The following is a 26,888-nucleotide window of genomic DNA, read 5'->3' on the forward strand; positions in this document are numbered from 1 at the left end:
CCGGCCCGAGCAATGCTCGGACCGGGTCTTCCCGCCTAGTCCCGCAGGATCAGAACTTGGCGGAGAGTTCGAAGCCGTAGGTGCGCGGCGCGTTGAAATTGCCATAGTCGCCGAGGATGCCGCCGTATGCGGTCGAAATCAGCGCACCGGTCGCGCTGTAGTTCTGCACCGGCGTCGAGTTCGCCGACGAGCGACGATAGACGTAGGTCGTGTCGAGCAGGTTGCGCGCCCAGACCGAGACGGTGACCTTGTTATGGTCGTTCACCGCGATGTCGGCGAGCGCGAGGCGCCCGTTCATCACGAAGCTGGCGTCGGTCTTGGTGCTCTCGAGCTGGAAGCTGTACTGGCTGCTCGAATAGTTGCCGTCGAGGTGAAGACGGACGCTGGCATCCCCGATATTCACCGGAAGCACATAGTCGAGCGCGGCGGAGGCCGCATTCTTCGGCGTGTAGACGATGTAGAGCTGCTGCGGCGGCGCACCCGGCGTCAGCGGGTTCACGGCCGAAGGTGCCTTCCAATAGGTGTAGGCATACGAACCGGTCAGCGTCAGCTGCGGGATCGGCTTCACCGTCAGGTCGATCTCGACGCCGCGGATCTTCGATTTGCCGGCATTGGTGGTCTGCTCGATATGCGCGCCGTTGGTCGGGCTCGAGCCGTTGGTGTCGAAATAGTCGAAGTCGAACTGCGTGTTGCTACGATCCATGATGTAGCCTGCGACGTTGAGGCGCGCGCGGTGATCCCAGAAGTCGGCCTTGGCGCCGATTTCGTACGACTTGACCGCTTCCGGACCGAAGGCGTTGAACTGCAGCGAGCGGTCGTTCGCACCACCGGCGCGGAAGCCGGTCGCATATTTTGCGTAGAAGTGGATGTCGCGCGTCGCGTCGAACGCGATGTTGAACATCGGATCGAAGCGGCTGATGCTGTTCTTGAAGCCGAACGGTGCAACGACGCCGGTCGCACCGGCAAGATCGGTACGGTTGTTGATGACGTAGAGGCTGCCGTGACGGTCGTCCTTGGTCCAGCGACCGCCTGCCGTGATGTGCAGCACGTTGCCGAGCGCCTCGGGCGAGAAGGTCAGATTGCCGAACACCGAATAGTTGTGGTCGGTCGCGGCGCTGGCGCGCGTGATGAACTGGCAGCTGTTGGCGAATTGCGGTGCGGTGGCCGCCAGCGTGTTGTTGCACGATGCATCATAGCGCTGAAGGCCTGAGTTCGCCCCCGTGATCGCGCTCGAATTGCCCGGGATCGGGCTGCGGATCGTATAGGCGGTGCCATCGGCGTTCCACTGGTTGGTCAGTGGGGTGGCGGCATATTCGCTCGCCTGTTCGGTGTAGTAATACGCGCCGACGACATAGTCGAACTGCGGTACGCTGCCGACCGCCTGGAATTCCTGGCTGAACTGGTTCTGCTTGAGGAACGAGAGGCTGTAGCGGCTGAACGTGCCGGTCGTGTTGATCGCGGTCGGGTTCGCGGTGTTGACGACGAACGGCGAGAACGAGCTGCGCTCTGGGCCGCCGGAGTTGTCCCACTGATCGGTCTTGACGCCGCGCCATGCGGTGATCGAGCGCAACTCGATCCACGGTGCGAGCTTATACTTCAGATTGGCCGAGAAACCGTGCGTGATGTCGACGCTCGGCTGCTGCGGGACGCCGACATCGGAGATGTACTGGCGCTCGGGATGGACGCCGACGAGCGGCGCCTTGGGCGCGACGCAGATCGGGCGCCCGGCCGCCGACTGCGCTGCGGTGATCGTGCCGCCGCAAGCAGTGCCGGTGCCGGGCACGAACAGCGAGGTGCCAAGGACGCCGGTCGCGCCGTTGGTGTAGGAGCCGACCGCATATTTGCCGGGGTTGTAGTTGAGCAGCTGGCTGAAGTTCGGGCTGTTCTCGTCCTTCGCATAATCATAAGCGAGGTCAGCGGTGAAGCCGTCGATCGGCTGCCAGCGGGCTGCGACGCGGCCGCCCTTGCGGTCGTAATAATTCCAGCCGGTCGCACCCTGGAGCCGGTTCTTCACCGTCGGATCCTGATGCTGATACACGCCGTCGAACTTGAGCGAGATGTTGTAGAAGCTCGGCAGGTCGAGGTGCAGGTCGGTGTTGCGGGCGCCGTAATTGCCGATGCCAGCGGTGACGCGCGCGTCGAACACGCCGGTCGGGGCCTTCGAGACGAGCGACAGCGCGCCGCCTTCGGTGTTGCGGCCGAACAGCGTGCCCTGCGGACCCTTCAGCACTTCGATGCGCTCGATGTCGAACAGCGCAGCGTTCAGGCCCTGGGTCTTACCCAGCGCGACGCCGTCGATATAGACGCCGACGCCGCCGTCGCGCGCGGTCTGGTTCTGATCGTAGGGGACGATACCGCGGATACCGATCGTCAGCGCCGACTGGCGCGCTTCGAAGGTCGCGACGCGGAGCGACGGGATCGAGCCGTCGGCGAGGTTGAACAGGCTGAGCACGTGGCGATCAGCGATGCCCTGTGCGCTGAGCACGCTGATCGAGATCGGCGTCTTCTGCAGGTTGGTTTCACGACGGGTCGCGGTGACGACGATGTCGCCGATGCCGGCGCCCTGCTCTTCGGGAGCTGCGGCGGGCGTCGTCGCCTGCGTGTCGGCGACCGGTGCGGTGGCCGCGGCGTCGGTGGCCGGAGCGGTCTGCGCCAGGGCTGGCGAAGCGGTGAGAGCGATTAGCGCGCCGCCCATGAGCAGCTGCAGGCGGAAGCCCGAACGAACGATCATTGTGATATCCCCTGAACCAGTCGGGCCGTTTAGCCCCGGTCCGGCTCGGCTAGCGCTCGATTGGGTCAGGAATGTTACATTCGCTGCAATCGGCGTATTACCAAAATATCATTTTCGCGTCATAAACCGCGCTTCGATCGATGGCGCCGCCGCGCGGGATCGTTACGTCGCGTAAAATGCGGCGCAAGCGCGCCACTGTACCGGCTCTTACGCGCGCCTTTCGGGAAACGATTATTTACGTATTTACCCAAGTGCGGCTAACTTGTCACACAGCGGCGTCTTGTCATGCGCTGCTCTCGTGCGCGCATCGGCGTTGCTGATGCCTGATCTGTGCGAGTCGCACCTCTTGCGGGAGTTTTGCGCCGCCCGGACTTTGCGACTAGAGCGCCTCGCGTCATGTCCATATCTTCCCCCACCGCGATCGGCCTCGATTTTGGCACCACCAACTCGGTGGTCGCGCTGTCGCGGGATAATGCTGCCGAACTTGTCGCGCTCGATGCGCCCGACGCGCGCGACCCCGTCTTCCGCTCGGCCTTGTGCTTCTGGGAAGACGACGGGCGCCATCCCGGCGTGCCGAGCGGGCTCGCCGCCGATGCCGGGCCATGGGCGATCCGCGAATATCTCGAATTCCCGCAGGACAGCCGCTTCCTGCAATCGTTCAAGTCGGTGGTGGCGAGCGCGAGCTTCGAATTCGCCAACGTGTTCGAACGCCGCTTGCGCTTCGAGGAGCTCGGCCAGTTGTTCCTCGCCAAGCTCGCTGCACGCGCCGGCGGCGCGCTCGACGGGCAGGCGGCGCGCGTCGTCGTGGGGCGGCCCGTCGAGTTTGCGGGCAGCCGCCCGAACGAGACGCTCGCGCGGACGCGCTACGACGCGATGTTCGCCGGGCTCGGTGCCGAGATTCACTATGTCTATGAGCCGATCGGCGCGGCGTTCAGCTATGCGTCGCGGATCAGCGACCCGGCGACGATCCTCGTCGCCGATTTCGGCGGCGGGACGAGCGATTTCTCGGTGGTCCACATCGCAGCACCCGGCGCGGCGCGGCGCTGTACCCCGCTCGGCGCGGCGGGCGTCGGGATTGCGGGCGACCGCTTCGACTATCGGATCGTCGATCATCTCGTCATGCCGTTGCTCGGCAAGGGCGGGTCGTATCGCTCGATGGGCAAGGTGCTCGATATTCCGGGGGGCTATTTCAACGATTTCAGCGACTGGTCGCGGCTCGCGCTGATGCGCAACCGCCGCACGCTCGCCGAACTCGACAAATTGCGCCGCAACGCGGTCGAGCCGGATGCGATCACGCGGATGATCGCGGTGATCGAGCAGGAGCTCGGCTACCAATTGTACGACGCGGTCGGGCAAGTGAAGCGCGCGCTGTCGAGCAGCGAGGACGCGCATTTCCACTTTGCCGGTGCGGGGCTGACGGTCGAGGCCGATGTCACGCGCGCCGAGTTCGAGACGTGGATCGCGCCCGACATCGCGCGGATCGGCGACGCGGTCGACCGCGCGCTGGCGACGGCGGCAACGCCGGCGAGCGCGATCGACCGCGTCTTCCTGACCGGCGGTACCTCGCTCACCCCGCGCATTCGTCGGCTGTTCGACGAACGCTTCGGCGCGGAGCGGATCGCGACGGGCGGTGAACTGACCTCGATCGCGCACGGGCTGGCCTTGATCGGTCAGCAGGATGATCTGGCCGCGTGGGCGGCATGAAAAGGATGCTACGATGACCGACCGGGTAAAAGTCTATTTCGACGGCGGTTGCCGCCCCAATCCGGGCAAGATGGAATATGCCTATGTCATCGCCGGCGTGGCGCATGCCGAGCTCGACGCGGGCATAGGCTCGAGCATGGATTCGGAATGGCTCGCGCTGATCGCCGCGCTGAAGGGGGCACAGGCGCTTGGCCTCACCGACTTCGTCCTGCTCGGCGATTCGGTGGCGGTGATCGACATGGCCAATGGCCGCACCAAATGCCGCGGCGACAGCGTCCCGCATCTCGCGGCGTTCCGCGCGCTCTTCGCCGACGGCGCGATGCCCAATCTGCGCTACATCAAGCGTACGCAGAACCTTGCCGGGATCGCGCTGGAGCGCGCGCGGGCGCGGTGACACTGCTCTACAGCTTCCGCCGCTGCCCCTATGCGATGCGGGCGCGGCTGGCGTTGCTGGCGAGCGGGGAGCCGTTCGAGCTTCGCGAGATCGTGCTGCGCGACAAGCCCGCGGCGATGCTGGCGGCGTCGCCGAAGGGCACGGTGCCGGTATTGGTGTGCGCCGACGGGCGCGTGATCGACGAGAGCCTCGAGATCATGCTGTGGGCGCTCGGGCGGAACGATCCAGAAGGCTGGCTGGCGGGGTATGACGCGGCGCTGGTCGAGACGTTCGACGCGCAGTTCAAGCACCATCTCGACCGCTACAAATATCCCGAGCGCCACGATGCCGATCCGATCGTGCATCGCGACGCCGGTGTGGCGATGCTCGGGCTGCTCGAAGCGCGACTGTCGGACAGCGCGAATCTGTGCGGGGCGCAGCGCGGGCTGAGCGACATTGCGATCTTCCCGTTCGTCCGGCAGTTCGCGGCGGTCGACCCTGACGGGTTCGCCGCGCAGCCGATCGCGCGGGTGCAGGGGTGGCTCGCACGCCATGTCGCGTCGCCTCTGTTCGCGCAGGCGATGCTGCGTTTCGCCCCCTGGACGCCCGGCGACCCGCCGCTGGTCTTGAACGCGTAATTATCCTCCCCGGCACGGGGAGGGGGACCGTGAGCGTTAAGCGAACGGTGGAGGGGCTCGCCGGAAGGACAACGCTTGCGGCTAGCCCCTCCGTCAGCCTTCGGCTGCCACACCCCCGTGCCGGGGAGGATCGGAGCCTATGCCTCCGCCAGATGCGCCAGCGCGGTATGAATCTGCGCGACCACCGCCGCGCCTTCGCCGACCGCGGCGGCGACGCGCTTGGTCGAGCCCGCGCGGACGTCGCCGATCGCGAACACCCCAGGCCGGCTCGTCTCCAGCGGCAGCGCGGTACGGCCATAGCCTTTGGCCTCGTCGATGAAGTCGTCGCCGGTCAGCACGAAGCCCTTGGCATCGGTCGCGACGCAGCCGTCGAGCCATGCCGTATTGGGATCGGCGCCGATGAACAGAAACAGATGCCGCATCTCGCAATGCGATTGCGCGCCATCCGCCCGGTTGCGGAACGTCGCCCCGGCGAGCGAGCCCTGCGCATCGCCATCGAGCGCGACGATCTCGCTGCCGACATGCAGCTCGACATTGGGGAGCGCGGCGATCCGATCGATCAGATAACGCGACATCGTCGCCTCGAGCGGCCGCCGCACGATCAGATGCAGCCGGTCAACGTGCGGCGCGAGGAACACCACCGCCTGCCCCGCCGAATTGCCACCGCCGACCAGCGCGACCTGCTCGCCCGCGCACAATTTGGCCTCGATCGGCGACGCCCAATAGGAGATGCCCGCGCCTTCGAACGTGGCAAGATCGGGCACGTCGGGGCGGCGATAGCGCGCGCCCGAGGCGATCACCACGCTGCGCGTGCGCAGCTGCCGGCCCTCGGACAAGTGGAGCGACAGGGGCGCGCTTCGTTCCTCGACGGCGCACTCGAGCCGCTCTGCGCATAGCGGGATCGCAACCTCGGCGCCGAACTTGAGCGCCTGGTTGAACGCGCGGCCGGCCAGCGCTTGGCCCGAAATGCCGGTCGGGAAGCCAAGGTAATTCTCGATCCGGTTCGACTGGCCCGCCTGGCCGCCCATCGCCACTTCGTCGAGCACGATCACGCCGAGCCCCTCGGACGCGGCATAGACCGAGGCGGCGAGGCCCGCCGGCCCAGCGCCGACGATCGCGACGTCATAGACCTTGGCCGGGTCGAGCTCGGCGACCATGCCGAGACAGGCCGCGACTTCGCTCGTGCTCGGATTGCGCAGCACGGTGCCGTTGGGGCAGATCAGCAGCGGCAGTTCGGCGGGGAGCACGCCGAGCCGTTCGACCACGTCGTGGCCTTCGCCGTCGACCGCGGCATCGAGCACGAGGTTGGGATAGCCGCTGCGCGTCAGGAAGCCCTGCAGCGCGAGCACCGCCTTGCTGCCGGGATCGCCGATCAGCACCGAGCCCGATCCGCCCGCCTCGATCAAGCCGACGCGGCGCAGGATCAGCGCGCGCATCACGACTTCGCCGACATCGGCCGATCCGACCATCAGCGCGCGCAGATGCGCCGAATCGAACGGCAGCGCGGTGCATCCGGCTTCGCCCGCCGTGCCGCCGGCGAGCGATGGGCGCCCGGCAAGCTGGCTGACTTCGCCGCTGAACTGGCCGGGGCCGTGGACCGTGACAGGCGCTTCATCGCTCAACCCGTCGCGGCGGTGCACCGCGATCCCGCCGCTGAGGACGAGCCAGGTCGGGGCATGCTCGTCGCCGATCGCGAAGATCGGCGAGCCGGGCGCGAAGCTTTGCGCCGGGCCGCTGGCGAAGCGCGACGCGGTTTCGACTTGCGCCGGGGTGAGCACCGGGAAGGCCTGTGCCTGACGCGTGTCGATCGTGCTCATGCGAAAGCCCCTGTTCGAAGTGTGCCGATGCGCACGCCTTTAGCACAGTTGGCGCTGCTTGAGCTCGAACCGTCGCATCGCGACGGCGCTTGCGCTCAGCGTGCGCAATAGCCGTCGAGAAACGCCTGATGCGTCGGCATCCGGCCGACCGCCCCTGCGATATTGCACTTGAGATCGGCAAAGGCGCGCGCGAGATGCGCGTCGCTCAGCACATGCCCCATATGGTGATAGCCGCCGGGCTCGAGCCGCTGGCCGAGCATCACTTGCAACCACGAATCCGCCTGGAACAGATCGTCGGCGGTCTGCGGCGTGAGCGCGGATTCGGCGAACAGCGCGATCCGCTGCGCGAGCGTATCGGGAATCTCCATCGTCGCGCAGCGCTGCCAGAACGGCTCGCGCCGTTCGTTCAGATGATAATGCAGGATAATGAAGTCGCGCACGCGCTCGAGTTCGGTCTCCGCCAGATCGTTGTAGCGGCGCACGACCGAATCCTTGATCCCGGCAAAGGGGAAGGATTGGATCAGCCGCGTGATGCCGATCATGATGAGATGGATGCTGGTCGATTCGAGCGGTTCGACAAAGCCGCTGGCGAGCCCGAGCGCGACGCAGTTCTTGTCCCACACGCGCTTGCGCCGCCCGGTGACGTAGCGGATCGCCCGCGGCTCGGTGATCGTCTCGCCGTCGACCTGCGCGAGCAGTTTCTCGCGCGCGGCGTCGTCCGACAGATAGTCGCTGCAATAGACCAGCCCGTTGCCGACGCGGTGCTGGAGCGGGATCTGCCACTGCCAGCCTGCCTCATGCGCGATGGCGCGTGTGTAGGGTCGGGGCGGCGCGACGGCCTTGGTCTGTACCGCGAGCGCGCGGTTGGTCGGCAGCCAGTGGCTCCAATCCTCATAGCCGGCGTTGAGCGTCTGCTCGATCAGCAGCCCGCGAAAGCCCGAGCAATCGACGAACAGATCGCCGTCGATACGGCGTCCGTCGTCGAGCTCGAGCGCTTCGATGAACCCGCTCTCGGCGTTCTGCACGACACCGCCGATCTTGCCCTCGATCCGCGTGACGCCGCGCTTCTCGCTGAAATCGCGGAGGTAGTGCGCGTAAAGCCCGGCATCGAAATGATAGGCATAGTTGATCTTGGCGTCGTCGGCGGTGGCGAACTTGCCTGCCTCGGCGGCGGCAAGCTCGAAGCAATAGGCGCCGAGCTCGTCGGCGATCCCCGCCGCGCGGCCGCGCAGCCACATATGCTGGAAGTCGCCCATCCAGATCGACTGGCCGACGCGCCCGAACGAATGGATGTAGCGATCGCCGTCGCGCGCCCAATTCTCGAACGCGATGCCGAGCTTGAAGGTCGCCTGTGTCGCGCGCAGGAAGTCGCGCTCGTCGAGTTCGAGCAAGCGGTGGAAGGTGCGGATCGTCGGGATCGTCGCTTCGCCGACACCGACCGTGCCGATCTCGTCGGATTCGACCAGCACGATCTCGAGCAACGGCCCGAGATGTTTCGCCAGCGCCGCCGCCGCGATCCAGCCCGCGGTGCCGCCGCCCGCGACGACGACGCGCTTGATCGTCTGGTCGGGCGAGGGGGCTGCGGTCATCGGTTGAGCCTTTGCAGAAGCTGCGCGCGCAGCCGTCGCGCGGTGAGATCGGTCAGTGGCGCGAGCGCCCCGTGCATCGGCTCGGGAAGATGCGCGGCGGGGAGATCGGCCGGGCCGAACACGTAATAGTCAAACAGCGCGCGCCACGCCTGCTTTTCGGTATCGGGCCGGTCGCGCAAGCTCAGCAAGCCGTGGAGAATGGTGTTCATCGGGCTGTCGAGGAAGCGCGGCGCGTTGTTCCACCAATAATTGACGAGCACGTTGAAGCCGTCGAGCGCCTCGACATTGTGCCACCACAAGGCTGGATAGACGAGCACGTCGCCGGGCTCGAGATCGAACACTTCCGCGCTGGCGAGCGCTTCGGCGAAACGTGGATAGCGTGCGAGATCGGGCGTACGCGCGTCGACCATGCTGACGACCTGGCCGCCCGGCGTCGGCTCGAGCGGGCCGGGATAGAGGTTGGCGATCTGCGCGGGTGGGAACAGTGTGAAGCGGCGACGACCGACGACGCAGCAGGCGATGTTGTTCGACATGTCGAAATGCGTCGCCGCGGTGGTGCGGTTGCCGATCCAGATGCTCGCGAGCGGCGTCGCGCCTGCAAAATCGGCGGCGAGGTCGTTCTCGGCGCGGAAGCCCGGGAGATAGGTGTCGAGGTCGGTCGAGCCGACATACAGCGACGGCGCATCGGGCGCGTCGAGCGTCGACAGCATCCGGTCGAGATAGGCGTCGAGCGCGACGCGCGACGCGGTGAAGTTCATCCCCGTGCCGCTCTCGTCGTAGAAGAAGCGGCCGCCGATCTCGGGCGCGCCGGTATAGCCGACGACTGCCGCACCGCGATCGAAGCGCTTGAGATAGGCAGCGGCGGCGGCGGGACTTTCGAGCCCGGCGCGCACGATCGGCCAATCGCGCACCAAAGCGCGCAACACCACCGGACGTTGCTGCGCGATCAGCGTGGCGGGGTGGAGTGGCAGCGTCATGCCGCGCGGCGCTTGCGGTTCTTGAGCTCGATCAGCCGCGTGACATTGCCGAGCGAGGACGCGACGAGGAACGCATGCTGGAGGAACCCCGCGCGGTGCAACGCGTCGAGCGCGGCGGCGTCGAGCCGGGCGAGCCGCTCGGGTCCGATCGTGAAGCAATCGGGCACGCTGTAATGCGTCTCGTCGTCGAGCGCGATGTCGAGCGTGATCGGCTCGATCAGCTCGGCTTGCTCGAACGCGGCGAACATCGGCGCGCGCATCGCGATCCCGTCATGAATCACGCGAAGCACCTTGACGATATGGTCGAGATACGGCGACTGCCCGCCGTGCGGCAGGAAGACCGGCTGGCCATCGGCTGCACCGACGCGCGCGTGGTCGAGATCGACGTGGAGCATCGGTTCGGGTTCGCTGACGCCGTCGCGGTCGACCATGCCGATCAGGAAGGGGCCGCGCTGGTGGAGCGCGGGGATGTGGCGCGCGTCCCAGCCGCGCGGATCGAGGAACAGATTCTCGTCGCGGTCGAGCCCGAGCAAGGCGACGGCATAGAAGGAACCCTCCGCATCGCGCCGAAACACGATCGGATAGTCGCGCTGCGCCGCCTCGAACTCGGTCGGGAAGACGACGCATTGGTTGACCGCATCGCCGAAGCGCGCGGCATGGCCGATGGCAACACGCAGATCTGCATGCGCGATCGTATCGAGAAGAACGGTGTTGGTCATGCTGTGATGGTCATGCAGACGTGGTAATCGCCGATCGAGGGAGCGCCAAGCACGGCGCCGACAAATCGCGTCGTATCGTGCACTGTCCGGACGATGCTCCCCCCTCAAGCATCGTCCGGTCAGGCTTCACGCGCTAGAAGCGATAGCGCGCGCCGAACAGGAAGCGGCGTTGCAGCTCCTGTGCGAACCAGACGTTGTTTTCCGAGCGGCCATAGGTGCGCAGGCTCGAATTGGTCAGATTGATCGCTTCGAGCGACAGCGCGATCTTCTTGTTGAGATCATAGCTGATGTTCATGTCGAGCTGGCCGAACGGCTTGGTGTAGACCGGGTTCTTGTAGCTGTCGCGATTGAGCGACGACAGGAACTTGTCGCGCCAATTGTAGCTCAGCCGCGCCGAAATGCCGTTCTTGTCGTAGATCAGCGTGGCGTTTGCGGTGTTCGACAGCCCGGTCAGCGCGAACTGGTCGATGTTCGGATCGCCGCCATTGTTGAAGCCGACATCGCCCTTCACATAGGTAAAACTCGCTGAGACGCCGATGCCGGTGCGCCCGAAGAAATACTGGCCGGCGATCTCGAAGCCGTAGATCTCGGCGTCCTTGTTGTTGATCGGGCGCGAGATCGTGAAGTTGTAGAGCGGATCCGCCGCGGTGCCGTTGATGTCGACCGCCGAGAGGATCTGGTTGACGAACGCCTGGTCGACCGTCTTGGTCACCGCGCTGTAATGCGCGTTGAACTGGCTTGCCGCGGCCGCGGCACCGTCGCGTTGGAGCAGCGCCGAGTAGGTGAACAGGTTGACGTCGCTGATATCGGCGCCGAGCGCGCTGAGCGCGGCCTTTGCCGCCCCCGACGTCGTCCCCGCAGCACCCGAACTTGGGTCGCGCAGGCCGAACAGGCTGCCGTTCGACAGGCCGGTGCCGATGAAATTGTGCACACGCTTGTCGAAGAAGCCCGCCGAGACATAGCTGTCGGGCTTGAAGTAATATTCGAACGACAGATCGATATTGTCCGAAATCAGCGGCGCCAGGTTGGTGTTGCCGGTGTTGGCGGTGGCGACGCCGCCGATCGCCGTCGGCCGCCCTGGCGCGAACACGCTCGTCGAGGAGAAGAGGTTGTCGTAATTCGGGCGTGCGATCGTCCGGCTCGCCGAGAAGCGACCGATCAAGTTGCGCTTGAGTTCGACCTGGAAATCGAACGACGGCAGGATGTTGTCGTACGATCCGATCGCCACCAGCGGTTGCGGGGTCGATCCGACGGTGATCGTGAAGTCGTTGTCGGCGACCCAGGCGATTTGCGTCGGCACGGCCTGGAGCGAGGTCGCGACGTCCTTGGTGTGCTCGTAGCGGCCACCTGCGACGAGGCTTGCTTCGTGGCCCGCAATGTCACCCTTCCAGGTGACTTGCGCATAGCCCGCGTAGATCGTTTCCTTGACCGAATTGTTCTGGTTGGCGGTGATCGAGATCGCGTTGCCCGTCTTGGCATAGGCCGGCGACAGCGCATTGTAGAGCTTCAGCGTATCGCCGCGGAACGCGATCAGGTTCGCGCCGCTCGCCGCGGGGTCATAGCTGCTGAACTTGCACAGCAGGCAGAATTGCTGGAGCACGCCCGGCGCGAGCTTCTGGACGTCGCCGGGGAAATCGACGCTCCAATTGCCCAGCGTCTGCTGCGTCGACACGAGCTGCTGGTTGGTGTCGCTGTCGCGGTACAGGCCGCCAAAGTCGAACCGGCTCCCGCCGCCCAGATCCCAGCCGAGGTCGGCGCGGACTTCCTTGACCTTCTGCTTCTGGCTCGTGGAGTACGTGCGCGCGATCGACGAGCCGACGTCGTTGACGTCGAGGATGCCGTTATGGTTGCCGCCGGGGAGCGTGGAATCGTTGACGACGATGTCCTGCACCGGGATCAGCCCGCTATAATCGACCGAATGCGCGGAGATGACGGTCGCGCCGAGACCGACCAGGGTCGAGCTCGTGCCGTTGGGGTTGTTCGGCAACACCGACGATTTGCCGTAATGCCCGTCGATCGACAGCGTCAGATTGGGGGCGATGTCCCATTTGGCGTTGAGGCCGTAATCCTCGAGCTGGTTCTTCTGCGCGCGCGCCTGCTGCTCGAAGCCGGTGTCCTTCACGCCGGCGATCGTCTCGTGGAGATAGGTCGTCGTCGCGACGGCCTTGTTGCTGTCGAAGGTGACGACGTCGAACGGGCGGTTGAACCAGTTCGATTCATCCGAGCGCTTCTCGCTCTGCAGCGTGCGCGCGTAGAGCGCATCGGCGGTGATCGTCAGCGAGTCGGTCGGCTTGAACTGGACGATCGCCTGGCCGTTGAGCCGCTCATACTTGTTGTCGGAGAAATGATAGCGGCTGTCGTTCGGCACCGAGACCAATTGCTTGGGGTCGGTCGGCTTGTTGTTGATCTTGGTGGCGGCGTTGACGAAGCCGTTGCCCGGATCGAGGAATTCGGACAGCGTCTTGATGTTCCACGCGTTCGACGTTGCCGACACCGTCGAGAAATGGCGTTGCTGATAGCTGCCGAACAGCGAGATGCCGAAGGTCTGGTCGGGGTTCGACCAGCTGGCGAGTCCGGTGACTTCGGGGGTCACCACCGATCCGCAATCGACGCAGTCGCTCGCGCTGGTGTCATAGTTGAGCTTGCCGCCGAGGCTGCCGTTGAAGCCCGACGTCCGCGAATCGAGCGGGCGGCGCGTGACGACGTTGATCGTCGCGCCGATCCCGCCCGAGGGGACCGCGGCGCGGCCGGTCTTGTAGACTTCGAGCGTCTTGACGCCTTCCGAAGCGAGGTTGGAGAAATCGAACGAGCGCGTCACGCCAACCGCGCCATCCGCGCTTTCGTCGCCGCCGACGGTCTGGACGTACGACGAGGCGAGCGTGCGGCCGTTCAAGGTGACGAGGTTGAAGCTCGGGCCGAAGCCGCGGACGGTGACTTGCGCGCCCTGGCCGTTGACGCGGTCGATCGACACGCCGGTGATGCGCTGGAGTGATTCGGCGAGGTTGGTGTCGGGGAACTTGCCGATATCCTCGGCCGAGATCGCATCGACGATGCCCGTCGAATTGCGCTTGATCGAAATCGAACGTTCGAGCGAGGCGCGCACGCCGGTCACGACGATGTCGTCGGGGTTCGTGGTGGGGTTCGCCGCTTCGGGCACTGCATTGGTCGCGGTGGCGCCCTTTTCGGGAGCGAGCGTGCCTGGGGCTGTATCGGCCTGTGGCGTGCCTTGTTGCGCGGCAACGGGTGCTTCCTGCGCCTGCGCGGCCTGTGGAAGTGCGAGTCCGGCGGCGAGCGCGATGAGCGAAGCCGACCACACTTGGGCCGACGCGTGATGATAGGCCTTCATGGACCCCTCCCTGCTGTGTGCGGCCTTATCTGGCCGCTCCGATGACATGCCGACCCCCTGCTGAACCGGCTGGGATAGCGCTATCCTTTTGTCCTACGTTGTCAAGATGAATCTCCGGGTCGCTCCGGCGGGGACGGGGTGGCGCGCATCGCCAATATCGTGTGCAGATGCGAGAAAAACGTACATCTTAAAGCAGATTATGGTCTGTTGAGCGCTTTCACGCCTCGACCCGAATGTGGGCAACCGGGCAGCCTTCCCCTTTTGTCGCTAGGGATCCCGCGCGCTTTCTTCTGTCAACGCAGTCATACCCTCTAGCGTGAGGGCGGGCGATCTGGTCTATTCCGCGCTCCTCTGGATCGGGATGGCATGAAGCGAACAACGATTGTCGACGTAGGGCGGCTCGCCGGTGTGTCGGCCAAGACGGTATCGCGCGTGCTCAATGGCGAGCCGCATGTCAGCTCGGACGTCCAGCAGCGCGTCCGCGCGGCCGCCGACACGCTCGATTACCACCCCAATGTCTTCGCCCAGGCGCTGGTGCGGCGCAAATCGAACATGATCGGGCTGGTGTATGAGAACCCCAGCCCAAGCTATGTCGTTGAATTGCAACGTGGCGTGCTCGAGCGGCTGACCAACGAGCGCTATCGGCTGGTGGTGATCCCGATCCGCTCGGTCCAGGAAAATGCGAGCGAAGTCGTCGGTCTGCTGCGTTCGGCCGCGCTCGACGGGGTGGTGCTGGCGCCGCCGGCGTCGGACCATCCGCTGATCCTCAAGCAGTTGCACGAAGCGCGGATCTTCTGCGCGCGGATCGCGCCGACGCGGATGATCGACGCCGCGCCGAGCAATCTGGTCGACGATGTCGCCGCCGCGCGCGAGATCGCGGCGTATGTCATCGGCCTTGGCCACCGCGACATCGCCATCATCCGCGGCGATGCGACGCATCCGTCGAGCGAGGCGCGAATGCTCGGCTATACCCAGGCGTTCCACCAGGCGGGGCTCGAACTCAAGTTCGACCGGATCGAGCCTGGCCTGTTCACCTTCGACAGCGGGCTCGCCGCGGCGCGCCACATCCTCGCGCGGCCCGATCGGCCGACCGCGATCCTGTCGCAGAATGACGACATGGCGGTCGGCGCGATGATGGCGGCGCGCGAGTTCGGGCTGTCGATCCCGGGCGATCTGTCGGTCGTCGGGTTCGACGATTCGGAAGTCTCGCGGATCACCTGGCCGCGGCTGACGACGGTGCGCCAGCCGGTGTTCGAGATGGCGGTCGCAGCGACCGAGATGGTGATCGCCCAGCTCGAGGATCGCGCGCCGATCGCGCGGATCCTCCACCCGCATACCCTGATGATCCGCGAATCCGCCGCAACGCCGCGCGCCTGATGCTGCGCCGTTTCGAAGCGTGGTTTTACGGCGTCGGCGATCTCGGCTTCAACTTCGTGTGGCAGTCGATCGAGCTGTATCTGCTGTTCTACTACATCCGTGGCCTCGGCATCGCGCCTGCGGTCGCCTCGGCGATCTTCCTGGCGGGGGCGGCGGTCGACTGGCTGACCGATCCGCTGATCGGTGCGGTGGCGGATCGGCTGGCACCGCGGATCCCGTTGCGCGCCTGGGTCTCGATCGGCGGTCCGCTCTCGGTGCTGTTGCTGTGCCTGGCCTTCGCGCCGCCGCCAGTGCCTGCGGCGTGGGTGCCGGGCTATGCGCTCGTCACTTATCTCGCGCTGCGCTTTGCCTATGGCCTCGGCAACATCCCCTACGGCGCGCTTACCGCGCGGCTTTCCCCCGATCATGCCGATCATCTCAAGCTGACCGGCGCGCGGATGCAGGGCGCGGCACTCGGCGGGCTGATCGCTGCGTTGACCTATGCGCTGTTGCCGGCGGATCGCAGCGGCGGCGCCGATTTCCGGCTCGGCGCACTGATCCTTGCCGGGCTCGCGATGCCGGCTTTCTTCGCGACGAGCTTTGGCACGACCGAACGCGTCGTGCCGCGCGCGGCGCCACCGCGGCGGCTCGGCGGCGCGGTCGCGGCGATGGTGGCGCTGCTCGTCCGGTCGGCGGCGTTGCGGCGGTTGATCGTCACGATCCTGCTCGTCGGACTGACGATGACGCTGATCAACAAGTCGCTGCTGTTCCTGTTCGACCAGATCGGCGCGCGGCGGCTCGGTTATTACGTCGCGCTCGTCCCCGCGCTGTCGCTGTTGCTGACCGCGCCGTTATGGGCGCGGCTCGCGCTGCGCGCCGGGCAAGTCGCCACGCTGCGGATCGCGGCGGTCGCGCTGATGGTGGCGGTCGTGCTGCTGCTCGTCGGCCGCGGTGTCGCGCCCGATCTGGTGTGCATCACGCTGGCGATCATCGCGGGGCAGGGGATGTCGGTGATGTTCTGGTCGCTCGTGCCCGCGACCGTCGCGGCGTGCGAGCGCGCCGATACCGATGGCGGCTATGCGGTGCGCGTCTATGCGATGGCGACGATCGCGCGCAAACTGGCGCAAGCGCTTGCCCCGCAAGCGATTGCAATCGCGCTGTATCTGCCCGATGGCGCGCTGCTGGTGGCGATCGCCGGGGTCGCTCTGCTGACGGTACTGGCAGTGATCTTCTATCCGCCAGTCGGGCCGGAAAACGACCGCACACCGGCTTGACAGCGCAATGTCAACGTTGTCAATGCGATCCGGCCAAGCGCCACGCGTCCACGACGCCGTGCCATCGAATTTGAAGCGGAGCTGGAGGGGATATGAGACGCGAATTTGCCTGGGGCACCGCGCTCGGTGCGTGCCTCGCTGCGAGCGCGGCGATCGCTGCGCCGACTGCGGCAGACCCGGTCGTGCATCCCGCCGTGTGGCCGAGCGTCGCCTGGCCGGTCGCGCCGATCGCCGCCGACGAAGCGCGGATCGCGACGCTGCTGTCGCATATGAGCGTCGAGGAAAAGGTCGGGCAGATCCTCCAGCCCGATATCGACAGCATCACCCCCGATGAAGTCCGCCGCTATCATATCGGCTCGGTGCTCAACGGCGGCAATTCGGGGCCCAACAAGGACGATTTCGCGCCGGCGCCGAAATGGCTCGAGCTCGCCGACCAATTCTATGCCGCTTCGGTCGATCGTTCGGCGGGTGGGCACGGCATCCCCATCCTGTGGGGCACCGACGCAGTCCACGGCCACAGCAACATCGTCGGTGCGACGCTGTTTCCGCAGAATATCGGGCTTGGCGCGACGCGCGATCCCGCGCTGATCGAGCGGATCGGCGCCGCGACTGCGGTCGAGATCCGCACGACGGGGCAGGAATGGACCTTCGCGCCGACGATCACCGTGCCGCAGGATTACCGCTGGGGGCGCGCCTATGAGGGCTATTCGTCGAACCCCGATCTCGTCGCCAGTTACGCTGGGCGGATGATCGTCGGCTTGCAGGGGCGGCCCGACGGCAGCCGGATCCTCGCCGGCCCGCACGTGCTCGCGAGCACCAAGCATTTCATCGCCGATGGCGGGACCTTCGAAGGTCACGACCAGGGCGACGCGCGGATCAGCGAGACCGAGCTGCGCGACGTCCACGGCAAGCCCTATGTCCCCGCGCTCGAGGCCGGTGTCGGCACCGTGATGACGAGCTTTTCGAGCTGGCAGGGGCAGAAGATCGGCGGCAGCAAGGGGCTCGTCACCGATGTGCTCAAGGGCCGGATGAACTTTGGCGGCTTCGTCGTCACCGACTGGAACGCGCACGCGCAGATCGCCGGGTGCAGCCTCGACAATTGCCCGCAGGCGATCAACGCCGGGGTCGACATGTACATGGCGCCCGACAGCTGGCGCGGGCTCTACGCCTCGCTGCTCGCGCAAGTGAAGGACGGCACGGTGCCGATGGCGCGGCTCGACGATGCCGTCGCGCGGATCCTGCGCGTGAAATTGCGGCTCGGGCTGTTCGAGGCGGGCAAGCCCTCGTCGCGCGCACTCGCCGGCGACTGGCGCCAGCTCGGCGCGCCCGCGCACCGTGCGATCGCGCGCGAGGCGGTCGCCAAGTCGCTCGTGCTGCTCAAGAATACCGGCGTGCTCCCGCTCAAGCCGTCCGCTAACATCCTCGTCGCGGGTGACGGCGCCGACGACATCGCGCGGCAATCGGGCGGCTGGACGCTCAGCTGGCAGGGCACTGGGCTCAGCAACGCGATGTTCCCCGGCGCGACGACGCTGTGGGGCGGGATCGCCGCTGCGGTCAAGGCCGGCGGCGGGCAGGCCGAACTCGCACCCGACGGCAAGTATACGCGCAAGCCCGACGCTGCGATCGTGGTGTTCGGCGAGACGCCCTATGCCGAGTTCCAGGGCGACATAAAGTCGCTCCAGCTGCGCCCCGAATTGCGCGCACCGCTGGCGACGATGCAGCGGCTCAAGGCGGCGGGGATTCCGGTCGTCGCGGTGATGCTCACCGGGCGGCCGCTGTTCGTCAATCCGATGCTCAATGCGGCCGACGGCTTCGTCGTCGCGTGGCTCCCGGGGAGCGAAGGGGCAGGGGTCGCCGACCGGCTGTTCGCGACGTCGGGCACCGCCGCGCCGTTCACGGGCAAGCTCCCTGCCGACTGGCCGCTGACCGCCAAGCCCGGCGGCCCCAAGCTCTATTCGTTCGGCTATGGCTTGACCGGGCGCGAGCCGCGCGCCGCGTGGAAGCCGCTGTCCGAGGATGCCGGCGTGGTCGACCCGGGCACCGACGGCGTCTTTCTCAAGGCCGGCGTGGCGACGCCGGGCTGGTCGCTGCGCGTCGGCGATGCGACGGCCATGACCGCGATCACGAGCGTCCCCGCCCAAGCACTGGCGGGACGGATCAAGGTCACCGCGATCGATTACGGCGTGCAGGAAGGCGCACGACACTTCTCGCTCGCCGGGGGTGGACCGCAAGCGATCGAACTGCGCAGCTCCGACCCCATCGACTTGTCGCGCGAAAGCAATGGCGACGTGATGTTGCTCGCGACCATGCGGCTCGACGCCCCGCAGGGCAGCGATCTCACGCTCGGGGTGACGTGCGGGGCGGGCTGCGGCGGGTCACGCCCGCTTTCGGCGGGCACGCTGCCGGTCGGGAAATGGCGCGTCGTCGGCATCCCGCTCAAATGCTTTGCCGCTACCAACGGGCGCACGGGTGCCGACGTCAAGGCGATCGACGCGCCGTTCGTGCTGCGCACCAGCCAGACGCTCGAGATCAGCCTTGCGCGCGTGTCGCTCGGCATGGTCGCCGACGACGTGCTGGCGTGTCAGCCGTGATCCGCGCGCCTCACGCGGCGCGCGGCGGCGCGTCCGAATCGCGGCGGATGAGCGAATAGGCGATCTGGACGTGCGGCTCGGCAATCTCGCCCGGCGCCGTGCTCCGGTCGAGCCGCAGCGCCTCGACGAGCAATTCGACCGCCATCCGCGCCATGTCGGTGACGGGCTGGCGGATCGTGGTGAGTTCGGGCCAGATCGTCGTCGCGAGCGCCGAATCGTCGAAGCCGACGACGGCGAGATCGCGCGGCACGTCGAGCCCACGGCGATGCGCCACCGCGATCGCGGCAGCGGCCATGTCGTCGTTCGCCGCGAAGATCGCGCTCGGCGGCTCGGGCAGGTCGAGCAGCCGTTCGGCCGCTTCCAACCCCGAGCGATAGGTGAACAGCCCGTCGGCAATGAGCGCGTCGATGACGGGCAGATCGAGATCGGCGAGTGCCGCGCGATAGCCTTCGAGCCGCTCGGCGCTCGCGGTCTGGTTGGGCGCGCCGGTGATGAAGCCGATCCGGCGGTGGCCGAGATCGCCGAGATGCCGCGTCATGTCATAGGCCGCGCGGCGATCGTCGATGCTGACCGACAGCGCCCAGCCCGGCGCACGCCCGGTCGAAATCGCCACCACCGGGATGCCGCGTTCGTGCAACGCCTCGAGCACCAGCGCCGAATCGCATAGCGGCGGCGGCAGGATGATGCCGTCGATCCGCCCACGCGTGAGATGCTCGATCGCCGCGATCTCGGTGCCGGTCTCGCATTTCTCGATCAGGATCTGGACCGTCTGGCGGCTCGCTTGGTCGAGACAGCCGATCAGGAACTCGCTGAAATAGAAGAAGCTCGGATTGGTGTGGAGCACGCCGATCCGCACATCCTCGCCGCCCGCGAGCATCCGCGCGGCGGCGTTGGGCGCATAATTGAGCGCGGCGATCGCTGCCTCGACGCGTTCGCGCGTTGCCGGGCGCACGCTGGCCTTGTCGTTGATCACACGCGACACCGTCATCGGCGAAACGCCGGCCCGCGCCGCGACGTCACTGACCGTCGGGACATTGTGCTGGCGGCGTGAGCTGCGGGGTTCCTTCATGCGCGTCCTTTCGGAGCCGACCCTATGGCGGAGCGATGGCATGCGGCAAGTCGCAGTTACAGGTGGGCATTTACACGAGGGGGTGCAAAGCGTCTGTGCGATGTCGATGGCGCTTGCCCCCACCCCGTGCAATCGGGCATGCGCTCCCGATGACGTTTCAGGTCGATATGGGCCTCGACGCGGGCGGCGCTTCCGTTCCGATCGATCTCGAAGAATTGCTGGCGACGCGGTTGCTCGTGCAGGGCAATTCGGGCTCGGGAAAGTCGCATCTGCTGCGCCGGCTGCTCGAACGCAGCGCGGGGCAAGTGCAACAGATCATCATCGACCCCGAAGGCGACTTCGTCACGCTCGGCGAGAAATACGGCCATATCGCGATCGCCGCCGCTGACTATTCGGTCGCCGAGGTTGCGCGCTTCGGCCAGCGGATCCGCGAGCATCGCACCTCGGTCGTGCTCGATCTCGAGGGGCTCGAGATGGAGGGGCAGATGCGCTGTGCTGCCGCGTTTCTCGGCGCGCTGTTCGATGCGCCGCGCGAGCATTGGTATCCAGCGCTCGTCGTGGTCGACGAGGCGCAGGTGTTCGCACCGTCGATGGGCGCCGAAGTGACCGAAGAGGTCCGCCGCGCGTCGCTCGGCGCAATGACCAACCTTATGTGCCGCGGGCGCAAGCGGGGCTTGGCTGGCATCATCGCGACTCAGCGCCTCGCCAAGCTCGCCAAGAATGTCGCGGCGGAAGCGTCGAACTTCCTGATGGGGCGCACCTTCCTCGACATCGACATGGCGCGCGCGGCCGATCTGCTCGGGATGGAGCGGCGCCAGGCCGAGCAGATCCGCGATCTGCCGCGCGGCACCTTCCTTGCGCTCGGGCCGGCGGTGTGTCGCCGGCCGATCGCGATCAAGGTCGGTTCGGTCGAGACCGGGTCGCGCGGCGGCGGCCCGGTGCTGACGCCGCTGCCGCAGCCGCAAGCGAGCGATATGCGGCAATTCCTTTTCGCCGAGATGGAGGAGCCGGTGCGCCCACCGCCGCCCCCGCCGCGCGCGGCTCCGGCCGAATATGTGCTCGACCAGATCGAGACCGTGCCGACGTCCGAGCCGGCGCGCGATGTTCCCAAGCGCGACCCCGAGGAACTCGCGCGCGTCGTCACCGACGTGCTGCGCGCGATCGTCGAGGATCGCGATTCGAGCACGCGGCCGGCCGCCGTGCTCTACCAGGATTTCCAGGTGCGCTGTCGCATGGTCGGCGTGCATCCGGCACCGCTGTCGTCTTCGGGCTTTTCGCGCCGGCTCGCGGCGGCGCGCGCCGGGATTTTCGACGGGCTGGAGGGCGACTGGGCCGAGGCGATCGCGATCGCGCATGATCTGCCCGACGAGATGCTTGGCTGCTTCCTGCTGATCGCGCGGGCTGCGCGCGAGGGGCTCCCCGCACCGACCGACGAGGAGATCGCGCATACCTATGGCACCAGCTCGCTCGGCCGCGCGCGGCGCGTGATCGGCTATATCGAGGGGCGTAACCTGCTGGTCACGCGGGTCGATCTGTCGGGCAAGCGGTCGCTGACGATCCCCGCACTTGGCTGGACGACCGCGGCAGCCGACGCCGCATGACAAAGCGTTCAGGTCGTGCGCCAGCGGTTGCAGTGCGGGACGGCGCGGCCTAGGGGCGCTCGATGGCATCCGCCTCCTATCAGTCCACGTCGGATCGCCGCCGCGTTCGCGGGATCGTGCTCGCACTCGTGGTCGAGGCGCTGGTCGGGTTGCTGTTGCTCCAGCTCGGCACCGGCGTTTTCACCAAGGTCGAGAAGCAGCCCAAGCTCACCACCTTCGACGTGAGACCGATCGGCCCGCCGCTCGAGAAGACCGCATCGAAGACCAAGGTCAAGCAGCAGCAGAAGAAGGTCGTGACGACCGCGTCGGCCGCACCGCCGCCGCCGACCGTCCCGCCAATGCCCAAGGCGCCGCTTCCGTCCAAGCTGATCCAGCTCAGCCCCCAGGATTTCGCCGCGTCGGATATCGGCAAGATCCCCTCGGCCAAGGGCGAGGGCAGCGGCGAGGGCACGGGCAAGGACAGCGTCGCGGCGTACGGCCCGGGGCAGGGGCCGGGCGGCGGATCGCTCTACAATGCCGAATGGTATCGCGAGCCGAGCGATGCCGAGCTCAAGCCGTATATGCAGGAATATATGAAGGGCGACGGCGGCTGGGCGATGATCGCGTGCAAGACCGCGCCCGATTATCATGTCGAGAATTGCCGCTCGCTCGACGAATCGCCGCCTGGCGGTGGCTTGTCGCGCGCGCTGCGGCTCGCGGCGTGGCAGTTCCGCGTGCGGCCGCCGCGCGTCAACGGCAAGCCGGTCATCGGCGCATGGGTGCGGATCCGCTTCGACTTGATCTCGGGCTTCAAGAAGTAGCGGGCAGCGCCTCGAGATAGGCGCGCACGTCGGCGGCGATCGGCTGCGCCGCGCCGGTCGGCAGATGGACGTTGACGATCGTCATGTCGATCGTGGTGTGGAGCGCGCCCGTCTCGGCATGGCAGAGCTCGAAGCGCTGCGTCAGGCTCGACGAGCCGATCCGCGCGATCCGCACGAACGCCTCGATCGTGTCGCCCCACACGAACGGCTTCAGATAGTCGATCGCGGTGTGGCGGACGTGGAATTCGGTGTGCGTCCACGCCTCGCCCAGCGCCGCGCCGATCCCGGTCCAGTCCCAGTAATCGGTCGCCGCGACATCGGCATATTCGAGATAGCGCGAGTTGAAGACGACCTTCTGGCCGTCGATCTCGGCATAGCGGACCTTGAAGCGGGTCGAGAAGGCAAAGTCGGGACGGGTCATCAGAACAGCAACTTCAGGCCGACCGCGGCAAGCACCGCGGCGAGGATGGGGGTGAGGAAGCGATCCGACACGCGGCTCGCGACCAGGCTACCGACGATGATCCCCGGGATCGAGCCGATCAGCAGCGAGACGAGCAGCGCGCCGTCGACCGACCCGAGGATCCAATGCCCGATCCCGCCGAGCAGCGTCAACGGCACGGCGTGTGCGATGTCCGAGCCGACCAGCCGGTTGACCGGCATCAGCGGGTAGAGGATCAGCAGCGCGGTCATGCCGAGCGCGCCCGCGCCGACCGACGTCAGCGAGACGAGCACGCCGAGCACCGCGCCGAGCAGCACCGTCAGCCGCGCAAGCCGCCGCGGCCGCACGGCGCCGAGCCGCCGGCTGAGCGCGGCGACGATCCGCGCGCGGAAGATCGTCGCCAGACCCGACACCAGCAGCGTGATGCCGAGCGCGACCGAGATCGCGTGGCCCGTCTTGGCCGATTGCTCGCCGGCATAATGCAGGATCACGAGCGTGAGCAAAGCGGCGGGGACGCTCCCCGTCGCGAGCCGGCGCACGACGGTCCAGTCGACCGTCCCGCGCCAGCCATGCACCGTGGTGCCGACGGTCTTGGTCGCCGAGGCATAGAGCAGATCGGTGCCGACCGCGGTCGCCGGGTGGAAACCGAAGGCGAGCACGAGCAGCGGCGTCATCAGCGAGCCGCCGCCGACGCCGGTCAGCCCGACGACCAGGCCGACGAGCACGCCGGCCATCGAATACAACAGATTGATATGCATCGGCGTAGGCGTCAGCCGGTCTTGGCGGGGGTGTTGACGCCCATCGACAGCAGATATTTCTTCACGTTGCGCGCGGCCTGGCGCAGCCGCTGCTCGTTCTCGACCATCGCGATGCGCACGAAACCTTCTCCATTCTCGCCATAGCCCACCCCTGGGGCAACCGCGACGCGTGCGTGAGTCAGCAATTGTTTGGAGAACTCAAGGCTACCTAGGTGTGCGAGCGCCGGCGGGAGCGGCGCCCAGGCGAACATCGACGCGCGCGGCGAGGGGATATCCCACCCGGCGCGGCCGAAGCTGTCGACGAGCACGTCGCGGCGCTTGTGATAGAGCTCGCGATTTGTCGCGACGATGTCCTGCGGGCCGTTGAGCGCGGCGCACGCCGCGGCCTGGATCGGAGTGAAGGCACCGTAATCGAGATACGATTTCACGCGGCTCATCGCCGCGATCAGCGTCTTGTTGCCGACCGCGAAGCCGATCCGCCAGCCCGCCATCGAATAGGTCTTGCTGAGCGAGGTGAATTCGATTGCGATGTCCTTGGCGCCGGGCACTTGCAGGATCGAGGGCGTCGGCTTGCCGTCGAAATAGAGCTCGGAATAGGCAAGGTCGGAGATGATCCAGACCTTGTTCTCCTTCGCCCAGGCGACGAGCCGCTCGTAGAAAGCGAGGTCGACGGCTTCGGCCGTCGGGTTCGACGGATAATTGACGACGAGGATCGACGGGCGCGGGACGGTGAAGGCCATCGCGCGCTCGAGCGAATCGAAATAGGCATCGTCGGGCGTCGTCGGCACCGCGCGGATCGTGGCGCCTGCAATGATGAAGCCGAAGGTGTGGATCGGGTAGGACGGGTTGGGCGCGAGCACGACGTCGCCGGGCGCGGTAATCGCCGTCGCGAGGCTGGCGAGGCCTTCCTTCGACCCCATCGTCACGACGACTTCGGTGTCGGGATCGACATCGACGCCGAAGCGGCGGCCGTAATAGTTCGCTTGCGCCTTGCGCAGCCCGGGAATGCCCTTCGACTGCGAATAGCCGTGCGCGTCGGGTTTGCGCGCGACTTCGATCAGCTTTTCGATGACATGTGGCGGCGGCGGCAAATCGGGATTGCCCATGCCGAGATCGATGATGTCCTCGCCGCTCGCACGCGCTTCCGCTCGCATCGCGTTGACTTCCGCGATGATGTACGGGGGCAGGCGCTTGATGCGGTAGAAATCGTCGGACATTGCGGAATTCCGGTTCGAGGAGACATTTCCTTACGCGCGCACCTTACGGTCTCGCGCGAGCTTCGTCACCCGGCTTTGCGCCCAAGGGTGTTAGCGGGGTTGCTGGCAGGGCGGATCGGGCTAAGGTCGGATGCGTCAAGCGTAGAGGATGCCATGGCCGACACACCCCCTCCCGCCATGCCGAGCCTGGCGGATCTGCAGCATTGGACCTGGCTGTTGGGCCGCGCGCAGCAGATGATGATCGAGCAGGGGTTCGATGCGATGCGCGCGAGCGACTCCGGCCTGCCCGCGATCCCCGGCCTGACCGATCCCGAAACGCTGGCGCGGACGCGCGATTTCTGGACCGAGAGCCTGACGCTGTGGCAGCGGCTGTTGGTCCCCGGGCAGGCCGAGCCGGTCGCCGAAACCCCCGCCCAGGCGCGCGACAAGCGCTTCAAGGATCCGCGCTGGCGCGAGAACCCGCTGTTCGACTGGATCCGGCAAAGCTATTTCCTGTTTTCGGACCAGATGCTGGCGCAGGTCGAGGCGGTGCAGGGCGTCGACGACAAGCAGCGCGAACAGATGCGCTTTGCCGCGCGCGGCTTCCTCGATGCGGTCAGCCCGTCGAACTTCCCCGCGACCAACCCCGAAGTGCTCGAGAAGACGCTCGAGACCGGCGGGCAGAATCTCCTCAAGGGCTTGCAGAACATGCTCGCCGATCTCGCCAAGGGGCAAGTGACGCATACCGATGCGAGCGCGTTCGAGGTCGGCCGCAATCTCGCGGTGACGCCGGGCAAGGTCGTCCACCGCACCGACCTCTACGAGCTGATCCAATATACGCCGACGACCGAAAGCGTGCTGTCGACGCCGCTGGTGATCTTCCCGCCATGGATCAACCGATTCTACATCCTCGACCTGACGCCCGAGAAGAGCTTCATCCGCTGGGCGGTCGAGCAAGGCATCACCGTCTTCCTCGTCTCGTGGCGCTCGGCCGATGCGAGCATGAAGGACGTGGCGTGGGACGATTATATCGCCGCGCAGATCGAGGCGATCGACTTGATCCGCACCGGGCTCGACGTACCCGCGGTGCACACGATCGGCTATTGCGTCGCGGGCACGACGCTTGCCGCGACGCTTGCGATCCTCGCGGCGCGCGGCGAGGCGGACAAGGTCAGCACCGCGACCTTCTTCACCGCGCAAGTCGATTTCACCAAGGCGGGCGAGCTGCTCCACTTCGTCGCCGACGATCAGATCGCCTTGCTCAAGACGCTGACCCCCGACGGGTTTCTCGACGGGCGCTACATGGCGTCGGTGTTCAACCAGCTGCGCGGGCGCGACCTGATCTGGAATTACGTCACCAACAATTATCTGCTCGGCAAGGACTATGCGCCGTTCGACCTGCTCCACTGGAACGGCGATACGACCAACCTGCCGGCGGGCTGGCACATGCGCTATCTGCTCGATCTGTACCGCGACAATCTCCTCGCCAAGCCGGGCGCGCTGAGCGCGCTCGGCGTGCCGATCGATCTCGGGCGAGTCGAGACGCCCGCCTATATCCAGGCGGGGCGCGAGGACCATATCGCGCCGGCCGAGAGCGTGTGGGCGCTGACCGAGCATTTCCGCGGCGAGCGCAAGTTCGTGCTGGCGGGATCGGGGCATATCGCGGGCGTGGTGAACCCGCCGAGTGCGGGAAAATACCAATATTGGCTCAATCCCGCGCCTGTCACCACTTTGGCAGACTTCATCGCGGGTGCTGTCGAGACCAAGGGCAGCTGGTGGCCCGACTGGCTCGGCTGGCTGCGCGATCACGGTGCCGACAGCGTCGCCGCGACGGGCGCACGTCAGCCGGGCGGGGGCGGTCTGCCGGTGCTCGACGATGCGCCGGGACGCTACGTCCGGGCGCGCTGATC

General features: G+C 66.7%; 19 protein-coding genes. 9 read left to right on the forward strand and 10 right to left on the reverse strand.

The annotated features are described in order from the left end of the window. Positions 1-49: 49 nt before the first annotated feature. Positions 50-2,731 (reverse strand): TonB-dependent receptor, encoded by a 2,682-nt coding sequence (locus tag E2E30_RS16740; RefSeq protein ID WP_189676329.1) that lies wholly within the window; start codon positions 2,729-2,731, stop codon positions 50-52. 396 nt (positions 2,732-3,127) lie between these two features. On the opposite strand from E2E30_RS16740, the gene E2E30_RS16745 reads away from it, so the two are divergent. From E2E30_RS16745 to E2E30_RS16755, 3 genes are read left to right on the forward strand one after another with little or no spacing between them, the layout of a single operon-like run. Next, a complete protein-coding gene (locus tag E2E30_RS16745; RefSeq protein WP_133191516.1) occupies positions 3,128-4,435 on the forward strand; it encodes an Hsp70 family protein in 1,308 nt (435 codons plus the stop codon). Positions 4,436-4,448: 13 nt separating this feature from the next. Continuing rightward, positions 4,449-4,829: a reverse transcriptase-like protein gene (locus tag E2E30_RS16750; RefSeq protein ID WP_189676327.1), complete on the forward strand. Its 381-nt coding sequence runs from the start codon at positions 4,449-4,451 to the stop codon at positions 4,827-4,829. Continuing rightward, positions 4,826-5,446, forward strand: coding sequence for a glutathione S-transferase (locus E2E30_RS16755; RefSeq protein ID WP_272482935.1), 621 nt, complete (start codon positions 4,826-4,828; stop codon positions 5,444-5,446). The genes E2E30_RS16750 and E2E30_RS16755 overlap by 4 nt, the downstream gene beginning before the upstream one ends. Before the next feature lie 137 nt (positions 5,447-5,583). Here the strand turns inward: E2E30_RS16755 and E2E30_RS16760 are convergent, their stop codons facing one another. The 5 genes from E2E30_RS16760 to E2E30_RS16780 all read right to left on the reverse strand — a co-directional run bounded on the left by E2E30_RS16760 (position 5,584) and on the right by E2E30_RS16780 (position 13,894). Next, a complete protein-coding gene (locus E2E30_RS16760) occupies positions 5,584-7,263 on the reverse strand; it encodes an FAD-dependent oxidoreductase (RefSeq protein WP_133191518.1) in 1,680 nt (559 codons plus the stop codon). 95 nt (positions 7,264-7,358) lie between these two features. After that, positions 7,359-8,852 carry a tryptophan halogenase family protein gene (locus E2E30_RS16765; protein ID WP_133191519.1) on the reverse strand — a complete coding sequence of 498 codons (1,494 nt, stop codon included), beginning with the start codon at positions 8,850-8,852 and terminating at the stop codon, positions 7,359-7,361. Continuing rightward, on the reverse strand, positions 8,849-9,829 hold the full coding sequence (locus E2E30_RS16770; RefSeq protein ID WP_133191520.1) for a cupin-like domain-containing protein: 981 nt from the start codon (positions 9,827-9,829) through the stop codon (positions 8,849-8,851). The genes E2E30_RS16765 and E2E30_RS16770 overlap by 4 nt, the downstream gene beginning before the upstream one ends. Next, complete coding sequence (locus E2E30_RS16775) at positions 9,826-10,548, reverse strand: SapC family protein (protein ID WP_133191521.1); 723 nt, start codon at positions 10,546-10,548, stop codon at positions 9,826-9,828. Before E2E30_RS16775 ends, E2E30_RS16770 begins: the two co-directional genes overlap by 4 nt. 133 nt (positions 10,549-10,681) lie before the next feature. Then, entirely contained in the window at positions 10,682-13,894 is a 3,213-nt protein-coding gene (locus tag E2E30_RS16780; protein ID WP_133191522.1) for a TonB-dependent receptor, read from the reverse strand. Positions 13,895-14,260: 366 nt separating this feature from the next. On the opposite strand from E2E30_RS16780, the gene E2E30_RS16785 reads away from it, so the two are divergent. The 3 genes from E2E30_RS16785 to E2E30_RS16795 all read left to right on the forward strand — a co-directional run bounded on the left by E2E30_RS16785 (position 14,261) and on the right by E2E30_RS16795 (position 19,115). Then, on the forward strand, positions 14,261-15,271 hold the full coding sequence (locus tag E2E30_RS16785) for a LacI family DNA-binding transcriptional regulator (protein WP_133191523.1): 1,011 nt from the start codon (positions 14,261-14,263) through the stop codon (positions 15,269-15,271). Then, positions 15,271-16,524: an MFS transporter gene (locus E2E30_RS16790; protein ID WP_133191524.1), complete on the forward strand. Its 1,254-nt coding sequence runs from the start codon at positions 15,271-15,273 to the stop codon at positions 16,522-16,524. The genes E2E30_RS16785 and E2E30_RS16790 overlap by 1 nt, the downstream gene beginning before the upstream one ends. A 92-nt stretch (positions 16,525-16,616) precedes the next feature. Further along, positions 16,617-19,115 carry a glycoside hydrolase family 3 protein gene (locus E2E30_RS16795; RefSeq protein ID WP_133191525.1) on the forward strand — a complete coding sequence of 833 codons (2,499 nt, stop codon included), beginning with the start codon at positions 16,617-16,619 and terminating at the stop codon, positions 19,113-19,115. A gap of 10 nt (positions 19,116-19,125) precedes the next feature. Here the strand turns inward: E2E30_RS16795 and E2E30_RS16800 are convergent, their stop codons facing one another. Next, positions 19,126-20,184: a LacI family DNA-binding transcriptional regulator gene (locus E2E30_RS16800; RefSeq protein ID WP_133191526.1), complete on the reverse strand. Its 1,059-nt coding sequence runs from the start codon at positions 20,182-20,184 to the stop codon at positions 19,126-19,128. 149 nt (positions 20,185-20,333) lie between these two features. Between E2E30_RS16800 and E2E30_RS16805 the strand changes: the two genes are divergently transcribed. Next, positions 20,334-21,785, forward strand: a complete 1,452-nt coding sequence (locus tag E2E30_RS16805) for an ATP-binding protein (protein WP_133191527.1) — start codon at positions 20,334-20,336, stop codon at positions 21,783-21,785. A 62-nt stretch (positions 21,786-21,847) separates the two neighbouring features. Then, positions 21,848-22,585: a hypothetical protein gene (locus E2E30_RS16810; protein ID WP_133191528.1), complete on the forward strand. Its 738-nt coding sequence runs from the start codon at positions 21,848-21,850 to the stop codon at positions 22,583-22,585. Here the strand turns inward: E2E30_RS16810 and E2E30_RS16815 are convergent. Genes E2E30_RS16815 through E2E30_RS16825 form a run of 3 tightly spaced genes read right to left on the reverse strand, consistent with a single transcriptional unit; the run spans position 22,575 to position 24,999 of the window. Then, positions 22,575-23,006: an acyl-CoA thioesterase gene (locus tag E2E30_RS16815; RefSeq protein ID WP_133191529.1), complete on the reverse strand. Its 432-nt coding sequence runs from the start codon at positions 23,004-23,006 to the stop codon at positions 22,575-22,577. The genes E2E30_RS16810 and E2E30_RS16815 overlap by 11 nt on opposite strands. Further along, positions 23,006-23,782 (reverse strand): sulfite exporter TauE/SafE family protein, encoded by a 777-nt coding sequence (locus E2E30_RS16820; RefSeq protein WP_133191530.1) that lies wholly within the window; start codon positions 23,780-23,782, stop codon positions 23,006-23,008. The genes E2E30_RS16815 and E2E30_RS16820 overlap by 1 nt, the downstream gene beginning before the upstream one ends. Positions 23,783-23,793: 11 nt before the next feature. Further along, positions 23,794-24,999, reverse strand: a complete 1,206-nt coding sequence (locus E2E30_RS16825) for an LL-diaminopimelate aminotransferase (RefSeq protein WP_133191531.1) — start codon at positions 24,997-24,999, stop codon at positions 23,794-23,796. Positions 25,000-25,152: 153 nt separating this feature from the next. On the opposite strand from E2E30_RS16825, the gene E2E30_RS16830 reads away from it, so the two are divergent. Then, positions 25,153-26,886, forward strand: a complete 1,734-nt coding sequence (locus E2E30_RS16830; protein ID WP_133191532.1) for a PHA/PHB synthase family protein — start codon at positions 25,153-25,155, stop codon at positions 26,884-26,886. Positions 26,887-26,888 lie beyond the last annotated feature (2 nt).

Origin of the sequence: Sphingomonas sp. AAP5, assembly GCF_004354345.1 — a bacterium.
Lineage (GTDB): Bacteria > Pseudomonadota > Alphaproteobacteria > Sphingomonadales > Sphingomonadaceae > Sphingomonas > Sphingomonas glacialis.

Coding starts and splice junctions, on each gene's coding strand:
- E2E30_RS16740 (WP_189676329.1), bottom strand. CDS start 2,731: ATGATCGTTCGTTCGGGCTTCCGCCTGCAGCTGCTCATGGGCGGCGCG.
- E2E30_RS16745 (WP_133191516.1), top strand. CDS start 3,128: ATGTCCATATCTTCCCCCACCGCGATCGGCCTCGATTTTGGCACCACC.
- E2E30_RS16750 (WP_189676327.1), top strand. CDS start 4,449: ATGACCGACCGGGTAAAAGTCTATTTCGACGGCGGTTGCCGCCCCAAT.
- E2E30_RS16760 (WP_133191518.1), bottom strand. CDS start 7,263: ATGAGCACGATCGACACGCGTCAGGCACAGGCCTTCCCGGTGCTCACC.
- E2E30_RS16765 (WP_133191519.1), bottom strand. CDS start 8,852: ATGACCGCAGCCCCCTCGCCCGACCAGACGATCAAGCGCGTCGTCGTC.
- E2E30_RS16770 (WP_133191520.1), bottom strand. CDS start 9,829: ATGACGCTGCCACTCCACCCCGCCACGCTGATCGCGCAGCAACGTCCG.
- E2E30_RS16775 (WP_133191521.1), bottom strand. CDS start 10,548: ATGACCAACACCGTTCTTCTCGATACGATCGCGCATGCAGATCTGCGT.
- E2E30_RS16780 (WP_133191522.1), bottom strand. CDS start 13,894: ATGAAGGCCTATCATCACGCGTCGGCCCAAGTGTGGTCGGCTTCGCTC.
- E2E30_RS16785 (WP_133191523.1), top strand. CDS start 14,261: ATGAAGCGAACAACGATTGTCGACGTAGGGCGGCTCGCCGGTGTGTCG.
- E2E30_RS16790 (WP_133191524.1), top strand. CDS start 15,271: ATGCTGCGCCGTTTCGAAGCGTGGTTTTACGGCGTCGGCGATCTCGGC.
- E2E30_RS16795 (WP_133191525.1), top strand. CDS start 16,617: ATGAGACGCGAATTTGCCTGGGGCACCGCGCTCGGTGCGTGCCTCGCT.
- E2E30_RS16800 (WP_133191526.1), bottom strand. CDS start 20,184: ATGAAGGAACCCCGCAGCTCACGCCGCCAGCACAATGTCCCGACGGTC.
- E2E30_RS16805 (WP_133191527.1), top strand. CDS start 20,334: ATGACGTTTCAGGTCGATATGGGCCTCGACGCGGGCGGCGCTTCCGTT.
- E2E30_RS16810 (WP_133191528.1), top strand. CDS start 21,848: ATGGCATCCGCCTCCTATCAGTCCACGTCGGATCGCCGCCGCGTTCGC.
- E2E30_RS16815 (WP_133191529.1), bottom strand. CDS start 23,006: ATGACCCGTCCCGACTTTGCCTTCTCGACCCGCTTCAAGGTCCGCTAT.
- E2E30_RS16820 (WP_133191530.1), bottom strand. CDS start 23,782: ATGCATATCAATCTGTTGTATTCGATGGCCGGCGTGCTCGTCGGCCTG.
- E2E30_RS16825 (WP_133191531.1), bottom strand. CDS start 24,999: ATGTCCGACGATTTCTACCGCATCAAGCGCCTGCCCCCGTACATCATC.
- E2E30_RS16830 (WP_133191532.1), top strand. CDS start 25,153: ATGGCCGACACACCCCCTCCCGCCATGCCGAGCCTGGCGGATCTGCAG.